This is a genomic window from Paraburkholderia sp. 31.1 (assembly GCF_014397645.1).
Classification (GTDB): Bacteria; Pseudomonadota; Gammaproteobacteria; order Burkholderiales; family Burkholderiaceae; genus Paraburkholderia; species Paraburkholderia tuberum.
The window spans coordinates 37,715-54,815 of sequence record NZ_VZQN01000036.1 but is presented as its reverse complement, the minus strand read 5'-3'; the positions used below and the strand labels follow the sequence as shown (position 1 = coordinate 54,815).

Genomic DNA, 17,101 nt, shown 5'->3' with positions numbered 1-17,101 from the left:
GGCATCCACATGCGCCGCGGCACTCGTAACAGCGCGTACGCGTACGTGCCGTACATCGTTCAGATCATGGTCGGCCATTTGCGCCTCGCTCGGGGCTGGCCCAGAAATCGAAGAAATTGAACCATTGGTAAGGGGCCTTGCGGCAATAGTGTTCGAGGCGCAGCGCGTAGCGTTGCGCCCACGCTGCCAGATGCTGCGCGCGTTCGCGGCGCGGCAGCTCGATGCGCTCGGCGAACGGCTCGAAATACATGCGGTAACCGTCGCTTTCCTTCAGGCAGAAGAACAGGTAGACCGGACAGCCGAGCGCATGCGCGAGCACGTAGGGTCCTTGCGCGAACGGCGCGCTCGCGCCGAGAAATTGCGCGTCGGTGGTGCGTCCCGCCTCGCGCGCCGGCACCCGATCGCCGACGATCACCAGCAGCTCGCCCGCATCGATGCGCTGCTGCATCAGCACCGCCGTCTCGGGACCGAAGTCGCCGACTTCGAGCAGATGCCGCGCGAAGTCGCGATTCGACGCCGCCAGCACCTCATTGAAGCGGCGCGCGTGCCCGGTGTAGACGACCGCCGTGACCTTCGCGTATTCGCCGCGGATGGCGAGCGCGCGCATCATCTCCAGATTGCCGAGGTGCGCGCCGATCACGAGCGCGCCCTTGCCGCTCGCGATCAGTGCTTCGAACGCCGCAGGATCGTCGAACGTGACGTCGGTGTCGTCGACGCGGCCGGTCCATGCGGCGAGCTTGTCGAAGCCCGATTGCGCGAACGCGAGCATATGGCGATACGCGGACAGCCAGCCCGGGCGCGGCGTATCCGCCGACGGCGCGACCGCGCTCAGATGCGCGAAGTAGTTGTCTGAAGCGGCGCGCGCGGCGCGGCCCGTCAGCAGAAAATACGCGACGACCGGATGCAGCCACAGCGCGGTGAAGCGGCGGCCGAACAGCTTGCAGCTCAGCGCGAGCAGGCTCATGCCGAGGCGGCTGCCGCGTTCGGCGATGCGCCACCAGGCTTCGGGCCGGGGTTCATCGGCGGCGTCGGCCAGCGCGCCGCGGCGCGGCATCAGCTTGTGCGCGAGCAGCATCGGCAGACGCCACAGCATCCCGAACACGAGCCGCGTATGGCTGCGGCTGATTCGCACGTTGTCCCACAGCACGTCGAAATGCGACACGCCATCGGCCGCGTAGGTCACGCGCGTCGGGATCGAGCGGAACGCGGCGCGGCGCCAGTAGAGACGCACGAGGATCTCGATGTCGAAGTCCATGCGCGTGGGCAGTCGCACGCTGTCGATCAGCTCGCACGCGAGCGCGAGCGGATACAGACGAAAGCCGCACATCGAATCGCGAATCGCCAGCGACAGCGTCTCGATCCACACCCACACGTGGGTCAGATAACGGCCGTACAGACGTGCCTTCGGCACGCTGTCGTCGTAGACCGGACGGCCGAGAATCACCGCGCCGGGTTCGGCGCGCGCGGCATCGATGAAGCGCGGCACGTCGGTCGCATCGTGCTGGCCGTCGGCGTCGATCTGCAGCGCGTGCGTGTAGCCCGCGGCGCGCGCCGCGCGCAGGCCCGCCATTACTGCCGCGCCCTTGCCGCCGTTTGCAGGCAGACGCAGCAGCGTCATCTGCTGCGCGTATTGCAGCGCGAGCGCGGTGAGTACCCGCTGGGTCGGCGCGTCGCTGCCGTCGTCGACGACGAAGATCGGCAGGCCATGCACCGCGAGATGCGCGACGCTCGCTCCGATCGCGTCCTTGTGGTTGTAGATCGGAATGACGATGCAGGGCGCGAACGTCATCACGCGTCCTCCCGATGCACGAGCAAGCCCGACGCGCATTCGCGTCCGTCGAGCCGGTACGCGAACTGCACGCGCCGGCGCGCGGCATCATAGGCGAGCGTGAGCTCGAGCACCGCACCGGGCGACACCGGCGCCATGAACTTCAGGCGGTCGACCGATGCCACCTCTCGCACGCGCGGCCAATGCCCGGCCGCGAGCCGCGCTGCCCAGTCGACCTGCACGACGCCCGGCAGAATCGGCAGACCCGGAAAGTGGCCGGCGAAATGCTGGAGTGACTGCGGCACGCGCAGCACGTAGTGCAGCGTGTCGCAGACGCGCATGTCGCCGACGCGCATGTCGCCGACGCGCGTTTCGGCGAGCACTTCCATGCCCTCGGCGAGCGGCGCGAACGCGGCCGCAACCGCGCTCGCGGGCAGCTTGCCGCGCGCGTCGAATGGCAGGCTCACGCGAAAACGCCAATGACGCGGCAGCACGACCGCATCGAAGTAATCGGCCAGATGCCGGCGCAGCGTTTTCGCCAGCGCGACGCGGCCTTCGTCGCACAACGCAGCGCCGCCCGCTTCGGTCAGCGCGACCACCGCGCCGACGCGTTCGCGCGACGCGCCTATGAGCGGCACCAGCGCCGCCTGCGCGACATACGGATGCAGCGCGAGACGCGCCTCGAGTTCGGGCAGCGAGACGCGCTTGCCGCCGAGCTTCAGCACGCGGTCGAGGCGCCCTTGCAAGCGGAAGCGCCCGTCGGCATCGAACGCGATGCGATCGCCGGTGCGATGCCAGCCGTCGTGGTCGAGATGCGGCGAGCGCACGCACAGCGCGCCGTCGTCGTCGCGGCGCACCTCGGCGCCGGCGACCGGCTGCCACGCGTCGCCCTGATCCTGACGCCGCCACGCGATCCCGCCGGTTTCCGTGCTGCCGTAGATTTCGAGCGGCGCCGCGCCGTAGCTCGCCGCATAGGCCTGCGCGGCGTCGGCCGCGAGCGGGCCACCCGACGAAAAGAACGCGCGCGGCGCGGGCGTAAGCGCGGCGAAGCCCGGCAACTCGGGCCAACGCGACAGCTGCGCGGGCGTCGACACCACCGCCGTCGCGCCGCATTGCGCGATGCGCGCCTGCAGCTGCAGCGGCTCGACGCCGATCGCGCGATCGAAGGCGCGGCCGGCCGCGAGCGGCCACAGCACGCGAAACAGCAAACCGTAGATGTGGTGATGCGGCACGCTCGCGAGCATCGTCGCGTCGCCGAGCAATGCGCCCCATTGCCGTTCGAGCGTGTGGACTTCGGCGTTGAATTGCGCGAGCGTCTTGCGGATCGGCTTCGGGATGCCGCTGCTGCCGGATGTGTAGAGCGTCATCGGCGCGTGGGCGTCGATCGGGCGGGCGGTGTGAGCCGCGCGATGCGTCGCTGCGACGAACGGCGGCAGATCCGCATCCGTCAGCAGGAAGTCGTAAGCGTGCGCGAGATCGGCGAGATAGCCCGGCGTTGCATTGGCCGGAATCACCGGCTCCTTGCCGCACGCGAGCAGCGCGAACAATGCGCAGGCGAACTCGAACGGATCGTCGATGCAGAGCGCGCAGCGCCGCGCGTCGGGCGTTCGCACGAGCTCGATCAAGCCCTCGACGCGCGCGCGAAACGCCGCGCGATCGAGCAGCACGGCGCCATCGCGGCACACCGGTGCGGCGGACGTCGCAAGCGCGGCATCGGCCGACAACAGATCATGCAGCGCGAGCATCAGGCGGCCTCCGAATCCGCTCGCGCGGCGCGCGGCAGCACGAACAGACGTCGCCATACGTATTCGCCCGCCAGCAGCGCGCCGATCAGTGCATAGGCGATCGCGCCGTTGTACAGCGACCAGGCCGCGCGGCTCCAATAGAGCGCGGTGTAGACGGAAAACGCGCCGTTCAGCACGAAGAAAACGCACCAGACCTGGGTCACGCGCCGCGTATAGCGCACCGCACCCGGCGGCAGATCGGGACTGCCGAGGCGCGCAAATTTTTCGATCATCGACGGCCCGCGCACGAGCGTCGCGCCGAACGCGATCAGCAAACCGAGATTGACGAGCGACGGATAGAAGCGCAGCAGCAGCTCGCTATCGGTGACGACGATCGTCGCCGATGCGCAGCTCAGCATCGCCACCACGCTCCAGTCGAGCGTGGAAAGCTGCCGCAGCGACATCGCAACCGGACCGCCGCCGGCCCAGCGCTGCAGCCATAAAGTCACCAGCAGCATGCCGCCGACGAGACGCGGCGCGTCCCAGCGCCATGCGCACAAGATCAGCGCGGGGTAAGCGAGTTTCAGCAGCACCTGCAGGACGGTCCTGCTCCAGTGAGGCCGCGCGCCGGATTCGCTTGCGGCGGGACGTGGCTGCGACCTCTGCGTGCGCGGGTGCGCGACCGGCATCAGCCTTGCGCCGCGAGCAGCGATTCGACCGCGCCGATCACGTCGCCGACCGTGCGCACGGATTTGAAGTTCTCCGGCTTGATGCGGCGGCCGGTCATCTCCTGCAGCTTGATCGCGAGATCGACCGCGTCGATGCTGTCGAGATCGAGGTCTTCGAACAGGTGAGCGTCGGGCGTCACGCGCTGCGGCTCGATCGCGAAGTTTTCCTGAAAGATCGCGCGGATGCGCTCAAGAATCTCAGTCTCGGTCACGATTAAACTCCCTTCCTTGCGGTTTCGTTCGCAGCGTGCGCCGCTTCGCGCTGACTCTCGACCAACGCGGCAAGCGTGTTGATCGAGCGAAAGTGCTCGCGCGTGCGTTCGTCGTTCGCCACGATGGTCAATTGGTATTGTTTGCGCAGCACGATGCCGATTTCGAGCGCGTCGATCGAATCGAGACCGATGCCGTCGGAACCGAACAACGGGGCGTCGTCGTCGATATCGGCGGGGCTCAGGTCTTCGAGATCGAGGGCTTCGATCAGAAGCTTTTTAATTTCCAGTTTTAAAGAATCCATAGTCGAACAGGTGCTGGGTAATGTGGGCTTCTACGGCATTCGTCACGCTGCGCGCCGCGATGGCCGCGGTGGTGTCGTGCGCGGCCAGCTCGTTGACGCCAAGCGGCGCGAGCACGTTCACGCGCATCCGGAAAGCGCGCGCCGGCACGTCGTACCAGCGCATCTGCCGCGTGAACGCGGGCGGATCGCAATCCATCAATACCGGCACGATCGGCGCGCCGGCCTTCAGCGCCATGTGCGCGAATCCGCGCGAGAACGCGTGCAGCCGGTTCGGCGCCGGGCTGCGCGTGCCTTCCGGAAAAATGATCATCGTGTAGCCGGCCGCTAGCTGCTTCGCGCCGGCCTCGACGAGCGCGATCGCGTCCGCGTTGCTCACGTATTCGGCCGCGCGCACGATGCCCCAGAAACACGGGTTGTGCCAGTGCGCGTGCTTCACGACGCAGCACGCACGCGGCGTCAACGACAGCAGAACCATCACGTCGAGGTAAGTCGGGTGATTCGCGACGACGATCGCCGGCCCGCCCGCGCACAACGCCTCGGCGCCGGACACTTCGAGTTCCATCACCCCGAGACCGCGCAGCACCGCGACGAGCGCGCGGAAAAACCGGTGAATCACGACGGTCACCGCGCGCTGCCGCGACGCGCGATGCGGCCACAGCCACGCGAGCAGAAACACGAGTACCGAAAACAGCACGCCGCACACGCCGAACGCGACGAAAGCGAGGCCAGTCGCGCAAAAACGCCACGCGTAATCAAGCCGCGCGCTCATCCCACCTCCAGTGCCACAGCGCGCCGGCGCGCTGCCAGCGCGCGGGCTGGCCGGTTTCGAGGCAGTGCAGCAGCGCCTGGCTCTGGGTCGGAAAGCTCGGGGCGTCGCTCAACGCGGATCGCGGGTCGCCGCGTTGCTCGGCTACCTCCTCGTCAGCGCGGGTCAAAGAGCAAACAACCTGCCCAGCCGATGCATCTTTGTCGAGCAACACCGCAATCGCACCGCCGTGCACTTCGTCTTCGATCGTGCCGTACGCGAGATCGGCCGGTTCGTCGGCATACACGAGCAGCACCGGCGCATCCGGTTGCGTTGCGTATTGCGCGTACGCTTCGAGCAGCGCATAGCCGAGCGTCTGCGCTCCAGCCGATACCGCGCTCGCGGCCGAGCGGTCGCCGCGCGCAATCCCGAACACGCCGGTCATCGCGTTCAACACCGACAGGCTGAAGGCGGTCGGCGACACCGGCTCGCCGGCGCTGATGCTGCGCAGGATGTCGGTGGTACGGCGCAACTCCCCGTGCCGCGAAGCGAACACCACGCGCGCGGGTTCCTGCGCGACGCAGTCGTGCGCGACCTTGAGCGCCAGCTTGGACAGCGTGCTGAGACGCCGCCGCACGATCGGCTCGATGAAGTCGATATCGGGTGCGGCAGACGAGGTAGCCGGCCAGCTAGACCAGCGACCGACCGGAATGGTCCAGTGCAGATCGGGCATATTGGTGTTCGCGCGTGGAAACGGGGAAGGGGCTCAAGCGCCTGACGGAATACACAGCCGTCACGGCGAGCGCCGCCGCGCGGATCGGGAAGTTCCAGCCCGGGACCGACCAGTCTGCCAGTCAGGGAATGCAGCACCGGCGATCGGGCCGATTTGTCAGGCGCCCCTGACAATCGGTGTAGTGGATAGCGGCTCAGGCTCCTTTTGTGGCCGAATAGTACCGGGTATTTTGAATCAGATCGGCGAGGAAAGACGTATCCATCTGTATCCGCGCCTGTCACGCAACACATTGTTAGACGATTTGACAAGACCGGCCGCGCCGACGCACCGGAAAGGCGATCTCGTGCGTCGGCGCTGGCGCGACAACGCCGCCGGAACCGACGAAAAACCTTTCATTCGTCTTTCTTCGAATAAGCCGCAGAGCGAAAACACCGACGCCGCGTCGTGCGTGCAAACAACATTCGTGGCAATGATGCGCCCGCGCCTGCTATACTCCGGCCCTCATTGGGGAGTAGCCGCCCCGCGGCACGTCCGCACCGCTTCGCCGGTGCGTCGCACGTGTGGTTCGCGGGGGCGCCTGTCAACAGACTTGGCCTGCACGGCCATGGCAGTCGCAGCCTCTGGCCTGGCGAGACCGATGATCCACACGCGCCGCAACAGGGCCCGGCGTGTCGTGGGTCGTCGCTCGTTCATCTTCGGCCCGAGGAATCCGTTCAACGTGAATCAAGCTTTTCTGATTTCGACCGGAGCGGTCGCGCTCGCCGAGATCGGCGACAAGACGCAACTGCTATCGCTCGTGCTGGCCGCGCGCTATCGCAAGCCCGTGCCGATCATTCTCGGCGTGCTCACGGCGACGCTGATCAATCACGCAGGAGCCGGCGCGCTCGGCGCGTGGCTCGGCTCGATGCTGACGCCGACCATCATGCGCTGGGCGCTGGCGGCGTCGTTTATCGGCATGGGGCTGTGGATTCTCGTGCCCGACAAGCTCGACGAAGAGGAAGCCAACACGAACCGCACGCACTTCGGGGTGTTCGGCGCGACGGTCGTCACGTTCTTCCTCGCGGAAATGGGCGACAAAACGCAGATTGCGACGGTCGCCCTCGCCGCGCGCTTTCACGATTTCTTCGGCGTGGTGGGCGGCACGACGCTCGGCATGATGATCGCGAACGTGCCGGCGATCCTGCTCGGCGACCGCTTCGCGCATCGTCTGCCGACCAGGCTCGTGCACGGCATCGCCGCGGTGATGTTCGTCGTGCTGGGCGCGATGGCGTTGTTCGGGGTCGGGGTCTGAGCTATTGCGCGGCCTTCGGCGCCGACGCCGCGCCCGCGGGGGGCGTGGCCGCCGGCAGCGACACTTCGTTGGCGTCCGCGCCGCCACCGCCGCCGAGCGGAATCTTCACGGTGCGCACCGCGCCGTTGGCCAGCGGGAAATCAGCCAGCGCGCTACGCGCCAGATATGGCATTGCCCGCACCAGCGACGACTCCTCGCCGACATTGCGCGCCGTGACGTTGTAGACCTCCCGGCCGCTCGCGCGCTCGGTGATCCGGATGCCGAGCAGATGCGTGAACACCGGATAGCTCTGGTTCACGTACGTCGCCGGGAAAGGCCCCCACGGTCCCCACATATCGAACGGCCGGCCCCAGTAAGGACCGGGCCACGGGTTGTAGTAGACCGGCTGCGCGACGGTCACGATGTCCGAGCGGATGCCATAGGCGAGCTCGACCAGATAGCGCGCGTCGTCGTGCGAGACTTCGCGGAACGCGTGCAAGGCGAGCTCGTTCGCGACGATCCGCTCGTACGCGCTCAGTTCGAGATTGTTCTTCTGATCCTCGTGCCGCGTGAACGCATAGGTGCGCGTCGCGTCGCTTCCGCTCCAGTCCGAGAACGCCGTGACCTGCGTGGTCACGTAGGTCGTACAGCCGGACAGCAGCGCCGTCAGCGCGACGAACAGCAGCGCGACGCGGCGGGTCCATCGATCGATGTTCATGGTCTGCCTCGTGATGCCTCTGATTGCATCTATTCTGCTTCAATTAAAACTCTGCTTCAGTCGAGATTATTCCGTCGCGCGATCCGCTGCGCGGCGGACGATGCCGGCGCTCCGCCACGCGCGGCGCCCGATAATACGCTGACCTCGCCAGCCGGTAAATGGTTCTTCCCTGTCCGTCGAAAGCGGCAGCGCTACCCGGCGCCGAGACTCGGCCCCCTTCCCTTCCGCACGATTGCCCGAGGCTTTGTACAATGAGTCGACCAAGCCCGGCTCGCGCGCCGTTTGCGCGCCCGACCGCTCGAGTACACCACCACAGAACGCCATGGCCGATACCGCAACGCCCAATCTGATCCGCCGCGCCGATTACGCGCCGCCCGCCTTCCTGATCGACACCGTCGCGCTGGAGTTCGATCTGATCCCCGAACGCACGGTCGTCAGGAACACGATGCGTGTTCGCCGCAACCCGGATGCGTCGCGCGCCGCGCATCTCGAACTGATGGGCGAGCAACTGGAGTTCGTCAGCGCCGCGATCGACGGCAAGCCATTCCCGAACGCGCACCCCCACGAGCACGGCCTGCTGCTCGACCAGGTGCCGGACAGCTTCGAGCTGACCCTCACCAGCATCTGCAATCCCGCGGAAAACACCACGCTGTCGGGGCTGTATGTGTCGAGCGGCAACTTCTTCACGCAGTGCGAGGCCGAAGGCTTTCGCCGCATCACCTATTTCCTCGACCGCCCCGACGTGATGGCGAGCTTCACGGTCACGCTGCGCGCGAGCAAGGCCGACTATCCCGTGCTGCTCTCGAACGGCAATCTTCTGGAACAAGGCGAGTTGCCCGACGGCCGCCATTTCGCGCGCTGGGAAGACCCGTTCAGGAAGCCGAGCTATCTGTTCGCGCTCGTCGCGGGCAAGCTCGTCGCGCTCGAAGAACGCGTGAAGACCGGCTCAGGCAAGGAAAAGCTGCTGCAGGTGTGGGTCGAGCCGCACGATCTCGACAAGACCCGTCACGCGATGGATTCGCTGATCCACTCGATCCGCTGGGACGAACAGCGCTTCGGGCTCGAGCTCGATCTGGACCGCTTCATGATCGTCGCGGTCAGCGACTTCAACATGGGCGCGATGGAGAACAAGGGGCTCAACATCTTCAACACGAAGTACGTGCTCGCGAACCCCGAAACGGCCACCGACACCGACTTCTCGAACATCGAGGCGGTGGTCGGCCACGAGTACTTCCACAACTGGACCGGCAATCGCGTGACCTGCCGCGACTGGTTCCAGCTGAGCCTGAAGGAAGGCCTGACGGTGTTCCGCGACCAGGAGTTCTCGGCCGACATGGCGGGCGGCGCCACCGACGAAGCCGCGCGCGCGACCAAGCGCATCGAGGACGTGCGGGTGCTGCGCCAGATGCAGTTCGCCGAGGACGCGGGCCCGATGGCGCATCCGGTGCGCCCGGAAAGCTACGTCGAGATCAACAACTTCTACACGATGACCGTCTACGAGAAAGGCTCGGAAGTCGTGCGGATGTATCAGACGCTGTTCGGCCGCGACGGCTTTCGCAACGGCATGGACCTGTACTTCAAGCGTCACGACGGCCAGGCCGTGACCTGCGACGACTTCCGTCACGCGCTCGCCGACGCGAACGGCCGCGACCTCGCGCAGTTCGAGCGCTGGTATAGCCAGGCCGGCACGCCGCGCGTGTCGGTGCGCACGCGCTACGACGCCGCGCAGCAGCGCTACAGCGTGACACTGCGCCAGGGCTACGGCGATGCCGTGCCGGCCGCGCGCGAAACGCAGAAGGGGCCGCTGCTGATTCCGTTCGCGATCGGTCTGATCGGCAAGGACGGCCGCGATCTGCCGCTGCAGCTCGACGGCGAGCCGAAGGCGTCGGAGTCGACCACGCGCGTGCTCGAATTCACGCAGACCGAGCAGACCTTCACGTTCGTCAACGTCGGGCAGGAACCGCTGCCGTCGCTGCTGCGCAATTTCTCGGCGCCGGTGATCGTCGAATACGACTACACGGGCGAACAGCTCGCGTTCCTGCTCGCGCACGACAGCGATCCGTTCAACCGCTGGGAAGCCGGCCAGCGGCTTGCCACGCGCGAGTTGCTCGCGCTGGCCGCGCGCACGGCCACGGGCGCGGCGCTGCAGATCGACGACTCGGTGGTCGCCGCGTTCGCGCGCGTTTTGACCGACGAGACGCTGTCGCCGGCGTTCCGCGAGCTCGCACTGATGCTGCCGTCCGAAGCGTATCTGGCCGAGCAGATGGCCGAATCGAATCCGGCTGCGGTGCACGCGGCACGGCAGTTCGTGCGCAAGCGCCTCGCGAATGCGCTGCGTGACGACTGGCTGAAGGTCTACGAGCAGCATCGCACGCCGGGCGCCTATGAAACGACGCCCGAGGCCGCCGGTCATCGCGCGCTGAAGAATCTGGCGCTGTCGTATCTGACCGAACTCGACGACTCCGCGGACGCCGTGCGTGTCGCGGCCGCGCAATATGAAACCGCGAACAACATGACCGACCGCGCGGCCGCGCTGTCGGCGCTGCTCAACGCGGCCGCGCCGCAAGGCGGCAGCCCCGAGGCGCAGCACGCGCTCGACGACTTCTACCGACGCTTCGAGAAGGAGCCGCTCGTCATCGACAAATGGTTCGCGTTGCAGGCCACCCAGCGCGGCGGCGCACGACATCCGGTGATCGATACGGTGCGCAAGCTGATGACGCATCCGGCCTTCAACCTGAAGAACCCGAACCGGGCGCGTTCGCTGATTTTCAGCTTCTGCGCGGCCAACCCCGCGCAGTTCCACGCGGCAGATGGCTCCGGCTACGCATTCTGGGCCGAGCAGGTGATCGCGCTCGACGCGCTCAATCCGCAGGTGGCCGCGCGCCTCGCGCGCTCGCTCGAACTGTGGCGACGCTTCACGCCGGCGCTGCGCGACAGCATGCGCGCGGCGCTCGAGAAAGTGGCCGCACAGGTCAAGTCGCGCGACGTGCGCGAGATCGTCGAGAAGGCGTTGGCGTGATGCCTCTCTGAGTTCCCGAGTCACATCGGAAAGCCGGCACGCGTTGCCGGCTTTTTTTCGCGCTGTTTTCAGCTGCGTTCACGCGCTCGCGTGGCGCCGTTAGCCGTTTGGCCGACTGTTCATCGGACCTCGCCGGGCAGAAAGTATACGTACAGGTTTGATGGTTTACATTTAACGCGGTACGTTATACGATTCGATGATCACGACATTCGCAGACAAGGCCACCGCAAGAATTTTCCAGGGCAGGTTCGTGCATTCGTTGCCACGCTCGATCCAGGCGCTAGCGCATCGCAAGTTGCTGATGATCGACGCCGCGAGCTCCGTCTCGAATTTGCACGCGCCGCCCGGAAACCGGCTCGAAGCCTTGCAAGGCCAGCGCAGCGGGCAATGGAGCATCCGCATCAATGCGCAGTGGCGCATCTGTTTTCACTTCGTCGGCGAGGACGCGCTGAATGTCGAGATCATCGACTATCACTGACTACTGGGAGACCGACATGGTCATCAAACGCTCCGCGCTCAACAGCATCGATTTCTCCGACATCGATACGGGCGCGGCCATTGCCGAGATCCATCCGGGCGAAATTCTGCGCAGCGAGTTCCTCGAGCCGCTCGGCATGTCCGTCAACGCGCTCGCGCTCGCGCTGCGGGTGCCGGCGCCGCGCATCAACGACGTCGTGCGCGGCCGCCGCGCAATCTCCGCCGATACCGCGCTGCGGCTCGAGCGCTACTTCGGCGCCAGCGCGCAGTTCTGGCTCAATCTGCAAATCGCCTACGACCTGCGCGTCGCCACCGCCGCCGCCGGCGAGCAGATCGAACGGGAAATCGAACCGATGCCGCGCGCCGAGCGCCCGAAACTGCCCCGCGTGCCGGCCGGACACGCCCGGGCCGCGGCCCTCGCGGCCAGCGTCAGCGGCACCGTCTCGGCCAAGGCGCGCCGCAAGACCTGAAGCCGGCCGTGCGACCAAAAGCACGAAGCCGACACAAACGAGCGGTTAAAATCCCATCATTCTTCTAGCCTTCCGGAGTACAGCAATGTCTTTGCAACGTCGTACCACTCTCACGAAGTATCTGATCGAGCAGCAGCGCGAAACCAACAACCTGCCCGCCGACCTGCGCCTGCTGATCGAAGTCGTCGCGCGCGCGTGCAAGGCGATCAGCTACCACGTCAGCAAGGGCGCGCTCGGCGATGCGCTCGGCTCGGCGGGCAGCGAAAACGTCCAGGGCGAAGTGCAGAAGAAGCTCGACATCCTCTCGAACGAAATTCTGCTCGAGGCGAACGAATGGGGCGGCAACCTCGCGGGCATGGCCTCCGAGGAGATGGAACAATTCTTCCCGATTCCGGCCAACTATCCGAAGGGCGAATATCTGCTTGTGTTCGATCCGCTCGACGGCTCGTCGAACATCGACGTGAACGTGTCGATCGGTACGATCTTCTCGGTGCTGCGCTGCCCGGACGGCCATCAGGCCACCGAGCAATCATTCCTGCAGCCGGGCACGCAGCAGGTCGCCGCGGGCTATGCGGTGTACGGCCCGCAAACGGTGCTCGTGCTGACCACCGGTAACGGCGTGAACTGCTTCACGCTCGACCGCGAGCTCGGCTCGTGGGTGCTCACGCAAAGCGACATGCGGATTCCCGTCGAAACGCGCGAGTACGCGATCAACGCGTCGAACGAACGCCACTGGTATCCGCCGGTTCAGCAATACATCGGCGAGCTGAAGGCGGGTAAGGACGGCTCGCGTCAGGCCGACTTCAACATGCGCTGGATCGCGTCGATGGTCTCCGACGTGCATCGCATCCTGAATCGCGGCGGCATCTTCATGTACCCGGCCGACAAGCGCACGCCGGACAAGCCGGGCAAGCTGCGTCTGATGTACGAAGCGAATCCGATGGCGTTCATCGTCGAGCAGGCGGGCGGCGCCGCAACCAACGGCGAGAAGCGCATTCTCGACGTCCAGCCGAAGAGCCTGCACGAGCGCGTCGCGGTGTTCCTCGGCTCGAAGAACGAGGTCGATCGCGTGACCCGCTATCACCTCGAAGCGAAGAAGTGATCTCGAAAGAAAAAAATGCCTCAAGGGCTTGCCAAGGCACTAAAGTAGTCCCTATAATTTCGTTTCTCCTGATGCCGGAATAGCTCAGACGGTAGAGCAGCGCATTCGTAATGCGAAGGTCGGGGGTTCGATTCCTCTTTCCGGCACCAACAGATTCAAGCACTTAGCCCAGTCATTGCGACTGGGCTTTTTGCTTTTCGGGCTCCATGTAGGCATGGTGTAGGCATTTCCCGTCAGCGCGACGACACCAACCCTCTGTCCAAAGGACGCGATCGCGCAGCTGGACAAACTGGCGAGCCACGCCGGTGGGGCGACGTTCGTGCGCGAAGGGACCTTCCGCTTGCGCTTCGTTTCGACGCTCGGTGTCATGCTTGCATTCGCCGTCGGAGTCTGGGTCGGTATTGATCGGGCCGTTGCGTGTTTCACGCTGGCAGTCAGCGCTGTCCTCATCGTCGAGCCTGCGACACGGCCCTGTAGAGATCGTGGAACTTGTGGCCGATGGCGGCGTGCAGCCGGTTCCACGCCTGCCAGAACGTGACGAGGTGTCCGGCTTGCGGTGCAGCAGACAAGTCGCCCGCACGAGGTGGTCCGAAACGCCGCTCGCGCGGTCCATGGCGCCGAGCTTCTGGTCCAGCCCGCCAGCGAAGGCAAGCGGATTGTTACGCTGGTTCCGCAGGGCAACGCGCGTCGCACCGATGCGCGATGGATCCTCCGGTTCGCGCCGATGAAGTTCCTCGACGATGAAGTCGACATTTCTTATCGCTTCTGTGGGGGAGCGCACGAAATACATCGCGGGCCTATACATTTCCCTAAACTTTTTACGTCACAATCGTCCGTAAAAGCAAACGAGAGAAAGGGCAACGGCACCTTGGCTTTTTCTGGTTATTTATCGAGATGAAATATGCAATGATCGCCGCGGAATCAGCGGAGCAGGTCTGAACCCCGCGCGAGCAGACGTTCCGGCAACCCTGCGGCGGGCGGCAGCCAATATTGCGCGCATGCTTACCAGAATCTTGTCAGCCAGTTCGGCATGCAAGCCTCAATGAGCAGACGAGGAAACTGCTTTGACAACGCATCGATCGAATCATTTTGGGGAACGCTGAAGAGCGAGTTGGCCTATCGTCGGCGGTTCGCCAGTCGGCAGCGGGCGCAGCAAGAGATCACGGAATACATCGAGATCCTTTATAACCGGCAGCGGACACAAGCGCAGCTTGACTATCTGTCTCCCGCGGTTTTCACGCAGCGTTTCTACTTGAACAAGATCGCTGCTAAACCCGTTGGCGTCCACGGATTCCGACCGGCCTCATTAACTCTCATGCCATGAATCCACGCCATAACGCTACTACTGCGCCGCAACTCGCCCGTCCTGCGCACGCGGCATACATCGACGGTTTGCGTGCGGTCGCAGTGTTGTCGGTCATCGTTTATCACCTGTACGCGCAGTGGTTACCCGGCGGGCTTGCAGGGGTCGACATCTTTTTCGTGGTTTCCGGGTTTGTTGTCAGCGCATCCGTTGGAAACCTCGAATCGATGCAGTTTTCGCGCTTCGTGTTCTATTTCTATTCGCGTCGAGTGCAGCGGATCGTGCCAGCGCTCGTGGTGTGCCTGCTGGTGACCGGCTTGTTTTCAGCACTGTTCATTCCAAACGCGTGGCTGAGCGATACCAACAAATACACCGGCTTCTTTGCTTTCTTTGGGTTGAGCAATGTGGTGCTCGCGTTCATCGGCGATGACTATTTTTCGCCACGCGCCGAATTCAACCCGTACCTGCATACCTGGTCGCTTGGGGTAGAAGAGCAGTTTTATCTGATCTTTCCGTTGCTTTTCTTCATGTGGGTGAGCAAACGTCCGAGAAAGACGCTTTGCGTTGTTCTGTTCGCCGGCGGGCTCGCTCTGTCCGTGTTGAGCGCATGGTGGCTTTCGAGGCGAAATGAGGGGCTAAACTTTTACCTGATTCCAGGGCGCTTCTGGGAATTGGCATCCGGTATCCTGCTATACCAGTTCCTCGCGCTCGCGAAGCGCCCGCTCGGCGTGATCGACCGCAATGGGACGCTGGGTTCGATGGCGTTGCTCGTTGGTTCGCTGGTGCTGCTTGCGGCCGGTTTCAAGGTCTTGCGCCCGGAGCAGCTTCCTTTTCCGGGAGCGCTGCTGCCGGTTGCCGGCACGCTTGGCGTACTGTACGCGCTGCACGGAAGAGCGCCGCGGGATTGGCTGCACAGGCTGCTCATTTCACCAGCGGTGACTTTCGTCGGCAAGATCTCATATTCGCTTTATCTCTGGCACTGGCCTGTGATCGTGCTGCTGCGGTGGACGACGGGGATCGATGCGCCTGTCTGGCGCGTGCTTGCGGCCGTACTGAGCTTCGCGCTGGCGACAGCGTCCTGGTACTACGTCGAGAATCCTGTGCGGCGCTCGGCGGTCCTGAAAGGCATGCGGCGTCCCGCTCTCGTAGGTGCGGGCTTAGCTACGTTGACGTGCGGAGCGCTGTTGTGGGTCGGCATTCAGGCAGCCCAACTGAAACTGAATCTGTCGCTGAGCGTGGTGTCACAACGTGCCGACGACTGGTATCCGAGCCGCCCCCTTGAGCCCAGCAATGACGGATGTCTGGACACGTGGAATAGGACGAAGCTCAACGGGGGGCCCGTATGGACATATTCACGTGCGGGATGTTCGCTTCCGGCGACCTATCGCGGGCGCCTGTACGTGATCGGCGATTCGCACGCGATGGCCTACAACAGGATGTTGCGCGAATTCGCCCGGGATACTGGCGTGAAGGTCTTCGCGTACAACAATGGAGGCTGTCCGTTCATTGCTTTGCTGCCGCGCAAACAAGATGAGGTGGCGAGCTGTGCGGCGGGGACGGATGCGGCAATCGCTCAAATCGAGGCGCAGGTCAGGCCCGGTGACGTGGTCTTCCTGCCTTCGCTGCGGCTGCCACGTTTCTCCGACGAGTGGGCCCGCTTCGACGACTCGAGCGCCTGGGGCTACATGTTTGGTCCAGAGGCCGTGCAAAGCCGGGTAGACGGCGTGCGAGAGGCCATTCCAATCTTGCAGAAACTGGCAGCCAAAGGGGCGAAGGTCATCCTGGAGGGGCCGACACCCGAGTTTCGGAGCCAGCCGTTCCGATGTTCGGACTGGTTCAATCGCGACAATCCCATCTGTTCCGGCGGCGACCGCATCGCCCGTGCGGATCTGGAAGCCTTGCGGGCGCCGGTGCTCGAATCCTATGCGCACATCGTGCAGGCGGTCCCCGAAGTTAGCGTATGGGACCCGTTGCCACCACTGTGCCCAGATTCGGTCTGCTCAACGCACACCGCCGACGGCCGGCCGCTCGTCTTCGATGGCGATCACCTCAGCGGCTATGCGAACAGGCTTCTGTTGCCAAGCTTTAAGCAGCTCGTCGGCAAGCTTATGGAAGCGGGGTCCGCGAGCTGATGCGGGGAAGAGTTCCGGCGATGGCTGGCGAGGTAGTTAGTCCGAAGATCGAGTACCGGCTGTGCGAGCTTGGGTATCCACCGCAACGAGGGGCGCAGGGTTATCCACCGCGGCACCCGCGGCCCTTCTCTGGCCCGGGCGGGTGTCGCGGTGGATAACCTGTGAGAAGGCCCTCCCGGTTCATCCGTTCATCGGTAACATTCCCCAGGTCGTCAGGGACACGATTCGGCATCCAGCGGCGAGACAGGCTGCGCACCGATAAACGGCCTTGCTGGGCGGTGTCGTTGCATGCCCGGGCCCGGATAATAACCGCGCAGCAGGACTCCATTCGGGACTCGGTGTACGTTGTCACGTCACCAGGTTGTAGCTCGAGTTCGCCCGCTGCCGGTCAGACCTTG

15 protein-coding genes, 1 tRNA gene, 1 pseudogene and 1 riboswitch are annotated in these 17,101 nt (G+C 64.9%); of the genes and pseudogenes, 8 read left to right on the top strand and 9 right to left on the bottom strand.

Annotated elements, in window-relative coordinates; all coding sequences use genetic code 11:
- Window positions 1-64: 64 nt before the first annotated feature.
- Genes F6X37_RS25675 through F6X37_RS25645 form a run of 7 tightly spaced genes read right to left on the bottom strand, consistent with a single transcriptional unit; the run spans window position 65 to window position 6,212 of the window.
- Window positions 65-1,789: a glycosyltransferase family 2 protein gene (locus tag F6X37_RS25675; RefSeq protein WP_187613230.1), complete on the bottom strand. Its 1,725-nt coding sequence runs from the start codon at window positions 1,787-1,789 to the stop codon at window positions 65-67.
- The gene (locus F6X37_RS25670) at window positions 1,789-3,513 is read right to left on the bottom strand and encodes an AMP-binding protein (RefSeq protein ID WP_187613229.1); all 1,725 of its coding nucleotides are present in this window, start codon (window positions 3,511-3,513) and stop codon (window positions 1,789-1,791) included. The genes F6X37_RS25675 and F6X37_RS25670 overlap by 1 nt, the downstream gene beginning before the upstream one ends.
- The gene (locus F6X37_RS25665) at window positions 3,513-4,181 is read right to left on the bottom strand and encodes a hypothetical protein (protein ID WP_187613228.1); all 669 of its coding nucleotides are present in this window, start codon (window positions 4,179-4,181) and stop codon (window positions 3,513-3,515) included. Before F6X37_RS25665 ends, F6X37_RS25670 begins: the two co-directional genes overlap by 1 nt.
- Window positions 4,181-4,432 carry an acyl carrier protein gene (locus F6X37_RS25660; RefSeq protein WP_013090186.1) on the bottom strand — a complete coding sequence of 84 codons (252 nt, stop codon included), beginning with the start codon at window positions 4,430-4,432 and terminating at the stop codon, window positions 4,181-4,183. Before F6X37_RS25660 ends, F6X37_RS25665 begins: the two co-directional genes overlap by 1 nt.
- Window positions 4,433-4,434: 2 nt before the next feature.
- Window positions 4,435-4,734 (bottom strand): phosphopantetheine-binding protein, encoded by a 300-nt coding sequence (locus tag F6X37_RS25655; protein WP_090801395.1) that lies wholly within the window; start codon window positions 4,732-4,734, stop codon window positions 4,435-4,437.
- On the bottom strand, window positions 4,709-5,503 hold the full coding sequence (locus F6X37_RS25650; RefSeq protein ID WP_187613227.1) for a lysophospholipid acyltransferase family protein: 795 nt from the start codon (window positions 5,501-5,503) through the stop codon (window positions 4,709-4,711). The genes F6X37_RS25655 and F6X37_RS25650 overlap by 26 nt, the downstream gene beginning before the upstream one ends.
- Window positions 5,487-6,212: a beta-ketoacyl synthase chain length factor gene (locus tag F6X37_RS25645; protein WP_187613226.1), complete on the bottom strand. Its 726-nt coding sequence runs from the start codon at window positions 6,210-6,212 to the stop codon at window positions 5,487-5,489. Before F6X37_RS25645 ends, F6X37_RS25650 begins: the two co-directional genes overlap by 17 nt.
- Window positions 6,213-6,706: 494 nt before the next feature.
- Window positions 6,707-6,919: riboswitch (yybP-ykoY riboswitch) on the top strand.
- 11 nt (window positions 6,920-6,930) lie between these two features.
- On the opposite strand from F6X37_RS25645, the gene F6X37_RS25640 reads away from it, so the two are divergent.
- Window positions 6,931-7,503, top strand: coding sequence for a TMEM165/GDT1 family protein (locus tag F6X37_RS25640; protein ID WP_090805421.1), 573 nt, complete (start codon window positions 6,931-6,933; stop codon window positions 7,501-7,503).
- 1 nt (window position 7,504) lies between these two features.
- Here the strand turns inward: F6X37_RS25640 and F6X37_RS25635 are convergent, their stop codons facing one another.
- Complete coding sequence (locus F6X37_RS25635; RefSeq protein WP_187613225.1) at window positions 7,505-8,200, bottom strand: DUF4136 domain-containing protein; 696 nt, start codon at window positions 8,198-8,200, stop codon at window positions 7,505-7,507.
- A 322-nt stretch (window positions 8,201-8,522) separates the two neighbouring features.
- On the opposite strand from F6X37_RS25635, the gene pepN reads away from it, so the two are divergent.
- From pepN to F6X37_RS25610, 5 genes are all read left to right on the top strand, one after another.
- Complete coding sequence (gene pepN, locus F6X37_RS25630) at window positions 8,523-11,219, top strand: aminopeptidase N (RefSeq protein WP_187613224.1); 2,697 nt, start codon at window positions 8,523-8,525, stop codon at window positions 11,217-11,219.
- Window positions 11,220-11,415: 196 nt separating this feature from the next.
- Window positions 11,416-11,697: a type II toxin-antitoxin system RelE/ParE family toxin gene (locus F6X37_RS25625; RefSeq protein ID WP_090801404.1), complete on the top strand. Its 282-nt coding sequence runs from the start codon at window positions 11,416-11,418 to the stop codon at window positions 11,695-11,697.
- A gap of 16 nt (window positions 11,698-11,713) precedes the next feature.
- Window positions 11,714-12,166, top strand: a complete 453-nt coding sequence (locus tag F6X37_RS25620; RefSeq protein WP_090801406.1) for a HigA family addiction module antitoxin — start codon at window positions 11,714-11,716, stop codon at window positions 12,164-12,166.
- Window positions 12,167-12,251: 85 nt separating this feature from the next.
- Window positions 12,252-13,268, top strand: a complete 1,017-nt coding sequence (locus F6X37_RS25615) for a class 1 fructose-bisphosphatase (protein ID WP_184053084.1) — start codon at window positions 12,252-12,254, stop codon at window positions 13,266-13,268.
- A gap of 73 nt (window positions 13,269-13,341) precedes the next feature.
- A tRNA-Thr gene (locus F6X37_RS25610) sits at window positions 13,342-13,417 on the top strand.
- A gap of 23 nt (window positions 13,418-13,440) precedes the next feature.
- On the opposite strand, the gene F6X37_RS25605 is transcribed toward F6X37_RS25610, so the two are convergent.
- Entirely contained in the window at window positions 13,441-14,058 is a 618-nt protein-coding gene (locus F6X37_RS25605) for a hypothetical protein (protein ID WP_187613223.1), read from the bottom strand.
- Window positions 14,059-14,247: 189 nt separating this feature from the next.
- Here F6X37_RS25605 and F6X37_RS25600 point away from each other — a divergent pair.
- Together F6X37_RS25600 and F6X37_RS25595 are read left to right on the top strand one after the other, a co-directional pair.
- Window positions 14,248-14,592, top strand: a pseudogene (locus tag F6X37_RS25600) (IS3 family transposase); the annotation flags it as partial.
- Window positions 14,589-16,703: an acyltransferase family protein gene (locus tag F6X37_RS25595; RefSeq protein WP_187613222.1), complete on the top strand. Its 2,115-nt coding sequence runs from the start codon at window positions 14,589-14,591 to the stop codon at window positions 16,701-16,703. The pseudogene F6X37_RS25600 and the gene F6X37_RS25595, both read left to right, overlap by 4 nt.
- The last annotated feature ends 398 nt before the right edge of the window (window positions 16,704-17,101 follow it).